The sequence below is a fragment of the uncultured Microbacterium sp. genome, from assembly GCF_947632095.1.
Lineage (GTDB): Bacteria > Actinomycetota > Actinomycetes > Actinomycetales > Microbacteriaceae > Microbacterium.
This window is the reverse complement of sequence record NZ_CANROA010000078.1, coordinates 1-5,395: the sequence shown is the minus strand read 5'-3', so window position 1 is coordinate 5,395 and position 5,395 is coordinate 1. Positions and strand designations below refer to the sequence as shown.

Below are 5,395 nucleotides of genomic sequence, written 5' to 3'. Positions count from 1 at the left end.
GGTGCTTAACAAATGAGGCCGACGCAGGGTGTGTCGTTCGGTGGTCGATACGAGCTTCAGTCGCGTATCGCGATCGGAGGCATGGGTGAGGTCTGGGAAGCGACTGATCACGTCATCGGACGTATCGTCGCGATCAAGATCCTCAAGGACGAGTACATGGGAGACCCCGGGTTCCTCGAGCGCTTCCGCGCTGAGGCCCGGCACGCCGCCCTCGTCAACCATGAGGGCATCGCCAGCGTCTTCGACTACGGCGAGGAGAACGGCAGCGCGTTCCTCGTCATGGAGCTGGTCCCCGGTGAGGCCCTGTCGACGCTCCTCGAGCGCGACGGGTCGCTGAGCGCCGACAAGACGCTCGACATCGTCGCCCAGACGGCGTCCGCTCTGCAGGCCGCGCACGCGGCCGGTCTCGTGCACCGCGACATCAAGCCCGGAAACCTGCTGATCACGCCCGACGGCCGGGTGAAGATCACCGACTTCGGCATCGCCCGCATCGCGGACCAGGTCCCGCTGACGGCGACCGGCCAGGTCATGGGCACGGTTCAGTACCTGTCGCCGGAGCAGGCGTCCGGCCACCCGGCGTCGCCGGCGACCGACACCTATTCGCTCGGCATCGTGGCCTACGAGTGCCTGGCCGGCAAGCGTCCGTTCACGGGCGAATCGCAGGTCGCGATCGCGATGGCGCAGATCAACGAGCAGCCGCCGCCGCTTCCGCCGACCGTTCCGATCCCGGTGCAGAACCTCGTCATGGCGATGATCGCCAAGAAGCCCGCAGACCGTCCTTCGTCGTCGGCGACCGTCGCCCGCGCGGCGCAGGCCCTGCGCCGCGGCGACCTGAACTCCGCCGCGATCGCCGTTCCCGCGATCGCCACCGGCGGAGTCGCGAATGACGATGCGACGCGTCTGCTCACGACAACCGGCGATGACGGCGCGACGCGCATCATCCCGACGACCGAACAGCTCCCCGTCGGCGGCGAGGACGGCGACGAGGAAGAGGGCAAGAAGAAGCGCAGCCCGTGGACGTGGCCGCTCATCGCTCTGATCGCCCTGCTGGTGATCGTGCTCGGCGGCACCGTCTTCGCGCTGATGAACAAGGGCGAGCCCGAGCCGGCTCCGAGCACATCGTCCGCCGCTCCGGCACCCAAGCCCACGACTCCGAGCCCCACGCCCGAGCCGTCCCGCATCAGCGTCGACGCGCTGGGGCTCGTCGGCCTCTCGTGCGACGACGCGATGGCCAAGGCGACCGAAGCTGGGCTCGTCCCTGTCTGCCAGACCGGTTCGACTGCTGCACCCTCCAACGACAAGGTCGGAACGGTCGAGTCGGTCGATCCTCGCGGTGAGCTCACCGAGGGCGCTTCCATCACGCTGTACCTCTTCGGCGAGCGTGCCGCCATCGGCGCACCGAACAGCGCTCCGTCGATCCAGGGCGAGCTGATCGCCGGCTCCACCGTGACCATCAACTGGGCGAATTTCACGTGCCCGAGCGGCACCGGCAACCTCAGCGGCTACAACGTCACCATCACCGAGGGGCTGTTCAGCAACGGCAGCACCAAGATGGCCTTCAACCCGAACACCCGCAGCGCCGAAGTCACTCTGGGGACGCGTGTCGGTGCGCAGGTCACGGCCACCTACACGGCCCTGTGCTCGGGCGGTGGCGAGGATCAGCGCGAGTCCGGCGCATCCCCGCAGATGAATGCTGGGGCGATCATCGCGGCGCCTGCTCCGGATCCCGGACCCGGCGACGAGAACTCCGAGGAGACCGAGGGCTGAGGGTAGCCTGAGGAAAGCACATTCACGTCAGACCAGGGGAGTCTTCAGTGTCCGAAGAGCCGCGAATCATCGCTGAGCGCTATCGCGTCGATGAGCTCATCGGTGAGGGCGGGATGGCGAAGGTCTACCGCGGGTACGACCTCACGCTCGGCCGTGATGTCGCCGTCAAGATCCTCGATCCGGACCTGGCGCGCGACACGGCGTTCCGAACGCGCTTCCGCCTCGAGGCGCAGGCGGCGTCGCGCATGGCACACCCGTCGATCGTGCGCGTCTTCGATGCGGGCGACCCGACGACGGCCGGCGACGATGCTCCGGCTCCCGGAACCCCCGGCAGCGAGCCGTACATCGTCATGGAGCTGGTGCAGGGACGGCAGTTGAAGGAGATCATCGCCGAGGGGCCTGTGCCCATCGATGATGCGATCGGCTATGTCGACGGCATCCTCGAAGCTCTCGACTACTCGCACCGCGCCGGGGTCGTGCACCGCGACATCAAGCCCGGCAACGTGATGATCACCGACAAGGGCACCGTCAAGGTCATGGACTTCGGCATCGCCCGCGCGGTGTCGGATTCGTCATCGACCGTCGCCGAGACCACGCAGATCATCGGAACGGCCGCCTATTTCTCGCCGGAGCAGGCGAAGGGCGAGCCCGTCGATGCCCGTGCCGACCTGTACTCGACCGGCGTCGTGCTCTACGAGCTGCTCACCGGCCGTCAACCCTTCCGCGGCGACTCGCCGGTGGCGGTCGCCTACCAGCACGTCAGCGAGACGCCGCTGGCTCCGACCGAGGTGAATGAGGATTCCCCCGGTGCCCTCGACCCGATCGTGCTGCGGGCGCTCGCGAAGGATCCGTATCAGCGGTATCCGGATGCTGCGAGCTTCCGTTCGGCTCTCGACAGCGCCGTGGCCGGCAAGGCTCCGAGCAAGAAGGAGCTCGGCGCCCTGACGAGCGAACTCTACGGATCCAGCCCCCGGCAGGCGCAGGAGACCGCGCGTTCGCTGCGCCAGTTGAGCACCGACACGACGATGGCGCGCACGCAGTCCGGCCCTCCGGTGGCCTGGATCTGGGCAGGTGTCGCACTCCTGGCCGTCCTGCTCATCTCGGTGCTGCTGTGGGTTCTCATGATGCCGCGCGGCGAGCAGATCCCCACCTCCGCACGCGAGGTCCCCGATCTCATCGACGTCTCCTACGACCGGGCGCAGGCGGATCTGCTCGCTCTCGATCTGCAATCGAAGGTCGTCTACGAGTCCAATTCCGATATCGCCGAGAACAACGTCGTGCGCACCGATCCCGAGGCGGGCCAGTCGCTGAAGGTCGGCGAGACCGTCACGCTCTATGTCTCCACCGGTGCGGAGACCGTCACCGTGCCGACCCTGATCGGGCTCTCGGAATCGGCGGCCAAGGCTGCGCTCAACGACGTGGGTCTCGAGCTGGGCAGCGTGACCCCGCGCAACGACCCGGAGAGCGCCGCCGACACGGTTCTCGAGGCGAGCATCGCCGCTGAGACCGAGGTGGCCCCGAGGACCGTGATCGATCTCGTGGTCGCGAGCGGGCGCGTCACGCTTCCGGACGTCACCGGCTGGACGCTGGATGCCGCCACCGCCAAGCTCGAAGAGCTCGGCCTCACGGCGCTGCAGACCGAGATGGGCGACTGCCCGGCGACCTCGCCGGCGACCGTCGCATCCATGTCTTCGGCGCCGGGAGACGTCACCGTGCGCTCCGAGATCGAGCTGCGCTACTGCACCGGGGAGTGATCGCACGGCCCACCCGCGCCCACTGTTGACAGCCAGTTCTGCAGCATGCGGTGGCCGTGCCGGGTCAGCACGCTCTCCGGATGGAACTGGACCCCGTGGATCGGCAGATCATGGTGCCGGAGGGCCATCACGGTGCCGTTCGACGTGCGCGCCGTGACGACGAGCTCGGCCGGAAGCTCGTGCTCCTCGAGACACAGCGAGTGATACCGCCCCACCTCGACCGGTGAGGGGATGCCGTCGAAGAGCCCCGTCCCGTCATGCTCGATCGATGAGACCATGCCGTGCATGAGCTCCGGCGCCGGTGAGACATCGACGCCGAACGCCGCGCCGATCGCCTGATGCCCGAGGCACACCCCGAGCAGCGGCATCCGACGTTGCCGCGCGATCTCGACGACGGCGACGGATGCTCCGGCATCCCGCGGTCGTCCGGGACCCGGTGAGATCATGACCGCATCATGCGCGCCGAGCAGGCGGGCGAAGCCCGCCGTATCCTCGGCATCCGCCTCGACCATCGAGACGTCGGCGCCGAGCTCCTGCAGGTAGTCGATGAGGATGTGCACGAAGCTGTCGTGGTTATCGACCACGAGAACCCGTGCGCTCACTCCAGGTCGACCTCGCCGCCGGGAACGATGATCGGGCTGATCCAGGGGAAGACGTAGAAGAACAGGCCGTACAGCGCCGCCGCGATCAGAGCGAGCAGGAAGAAGAGCTTCAGCCACCACGGTCCGGGGAGGATGCGCCAGAGAGCTGCGTACATCGGAGGGCTCCTACCAGGACGGGCCGGCGACGACGTCGACGGGGGCGAGAGATTCGGGGGCGCCCTCGGAACGGGGCTGGAACCCCTCGAAGACGGCATAGCCGACGATGCGCTCCGCCAGGGAGTACAGCGGCGAGCATGCGGTGAGTGTCATGTAGCGTTCGCCGGTCTCGACGCCGGGAACCTGCGGGACATCGAGGAGCACGTCGACCGCGTCGGGCGTGACGTACTGCATGTTGCGGTAACGGTACGTGTACCAGCCCTCCGCGGTCTCGACGACGATCGCATCGTCGATCTTGAGCTTGTCCATGCGGTTGAGGGGGAAGCCCCACGTCGTGCGGTGACCGGCGACGGAGAAGTTGCCCACCTGGCCGGGCATCACCGACTGGTCGTACACGCCGACCCAGCCGTTGTCGAGGGTGATCGGACGCGTCGTGCCGCCCGCGATCGTCGCCGCGTAATCATCACCGAAGCGCGGCACGCGCAGAAGGGCCATGTGCTCGCCGGCGGAGGGATGCTCCATGAGCGGCGGCTCGTACCAGACGCCGTCCTCGGTCTCGACGGCAGGAGGCGGCTCCGGCGCCGGCTGCCGATCCCACTCCTGCGAGATCTGCTGACCCTGCTCGTTCTGCTGCGCACTGATGATGATGTCGCCGATCCACATCTGCCAGGCGACGAACAGCAGCACGATCACGCCCGCGGTCAGCAGCAGCTCACCGAGCACACCGGTGACGGTGGTCCGCGGTCTCTGCCTGCGCTTCTTCTCGCGTCGCGACATCGGCGCGGCAGGTGCAGTCATACGGGCGATCCTATCCGCCCTCGGTGAGCGATGACCCAAAGCTCGGGAAGGCCCCGGTCATGGGTAGAATGACGGCTATGGCACGAGACCGCAAGCGCGAAGAACCCGTCGTCGAGACCGCCGAGGGCGAACAGGCACCCAACGCGGTGTGGTTCAAGCCCGTGATGCTGGGCTTCATGCTGCTCGGTCTCGTCTGGATCCTGGTGTTCTACATTTCCGGCATGAACTTCCCCGTCCCCGGCATCGGCTCGTGGAACCTGGCGATCGGCCTGGGCATCGCGATGATCGGCTTCCTGATGACGACGCGCTGGCGCTGAC

Annotated in this window: 6 protein-coding genes; 3 read left to right on the top strand and 3 right to left on the bottom strand. The window is 67.6% G+C overall.

Annotated elements, in window-relative coordinates; translation table 11 throughout:
• Nucleotides 1-12 precede the first annotated feature (12 nt).
• Together Q0Z66_RS11865 and pknB are read left to right on the top strand one after the other, a co-directional pair.
• Nucleotides 13-1,767: a protein kinase gene (locus tag Q0Z66_RS11865; RefSeq protein ID WP_298041420.1), complete on the top strand. Its 1,755-nt coding sequence runs from the start codon at nt 13-15 to the stop codon at nt 1,765-1,767.
• Between the two features lie 47 nt (nt 1,768-1,814).
• Nucleotides 1,815-3,521, top strand: coding sequence for a Stk1 family PASTA domain-containing Ser/Thr kinase (pknB, locus tag Q0Z66_RS11860; RefSeq protein WP_298041418.1), 1,707 nt, complete (start codon nt 1,815-1,817; stop codon nt 3,519-3,521).
• Here pknB and Q0Z66_RS11855 read toward each other — a convergent pair.
• The 3 genes from Q0Z66_RS11855 to Q0Z66_RS11845 are packed head-to-tail and all read right to left on the bottom strand — an operon-like array spanning nt 3,503 to nt 5,077.
• Entirely contained in the window at nt 3,503-4,123 is a 621-nt protein-coding gene (locus Q0Z66_RS11855) for an aminodeoxychorismate/anthranilate synthase component II (RefSeq protein WP_298041416.1), read from the bottom strand. The genes pknB and Q0Z66_RS11855 overlap by 19 nt on opposite strands.
• On the bottom strand, nt 4,120-4,278 hold the full coding sequence (locus tag Q0Z66_RS11850; RefSeq protein WP_298041413.1) for a hypothetical protein: 159 nt from the start codon (nt 4,276-4,278) through the stop codon (nt 4,120-4,122). The genes Q0Z66_RS11855 and Q0Z66_RS11850 overlap by 4 nt, the downstream gene beginning before the upstream one ends.
• Before the next feature lie 10 nt (nt 4,279-4,288).
• Nucleotides 4,289-5,077 (bottom strand): class E sortase, encoded by a 789-nt coding sequence (locus Q0Z66_RS11845; protein WP_298041410.1) that lies wholly within the window; start codon nt 5,075-5,077, stop codon nt 4,289-4,291.
• Nucleotides 5,078-5,154: 77 nt separating this feature from the next.
• On the opposite strand from Q0Z66_RS11845, the gene Q0Z66_RS11840 reads away from it, so the two are divergent.
• On the top strand, nt 5,155-5,394 hold the full coding sequence (locus tag Q0Z66_RS11840; protein WP_298041408.1) for a cell division protein CrgA: 240 nt from the start codon (nt 5,155-5,157) through the stop codon (nt 5,392-5,394).
• The last annotated feature ends 1 nt before the right edge of the window (nt 5,395 follow it).

Excerpts from the sequence above, each read along its gene's own strand:
- Q0Z66_RS11865 (WP_298041420.1), top strand. The coding sequence starts at position 13 with ATGAGGCCGACGCAGGGTGTGTCGTTCGGTGGTCGATACGAGCTTCAG.
- Q0Z66_RS11850 (WP_298041413.1), bottom strand. The coding sequence starts at position 4,278 with ATGTACGCAGCTCTCTGGCGCATCCTCCCCGGACCGTGGTGGCTGAAG.
- Q0Z66_RS11845 (WP_298041410.1), bottom strand. The coding sequence starts at position 5,077 with ATGACTGCACCTGCCGCGCCGATGTCGCGACGCGAGAAGAAGCGCAGG.
- Q0Z66_RS11840 (WP_298041408.1), top strand. The coding sequence starts at position 5,155 with ATGGCACGAGACCGCAAGCGCGAAGAACCCGTCGTCGAGACCGCCGAG.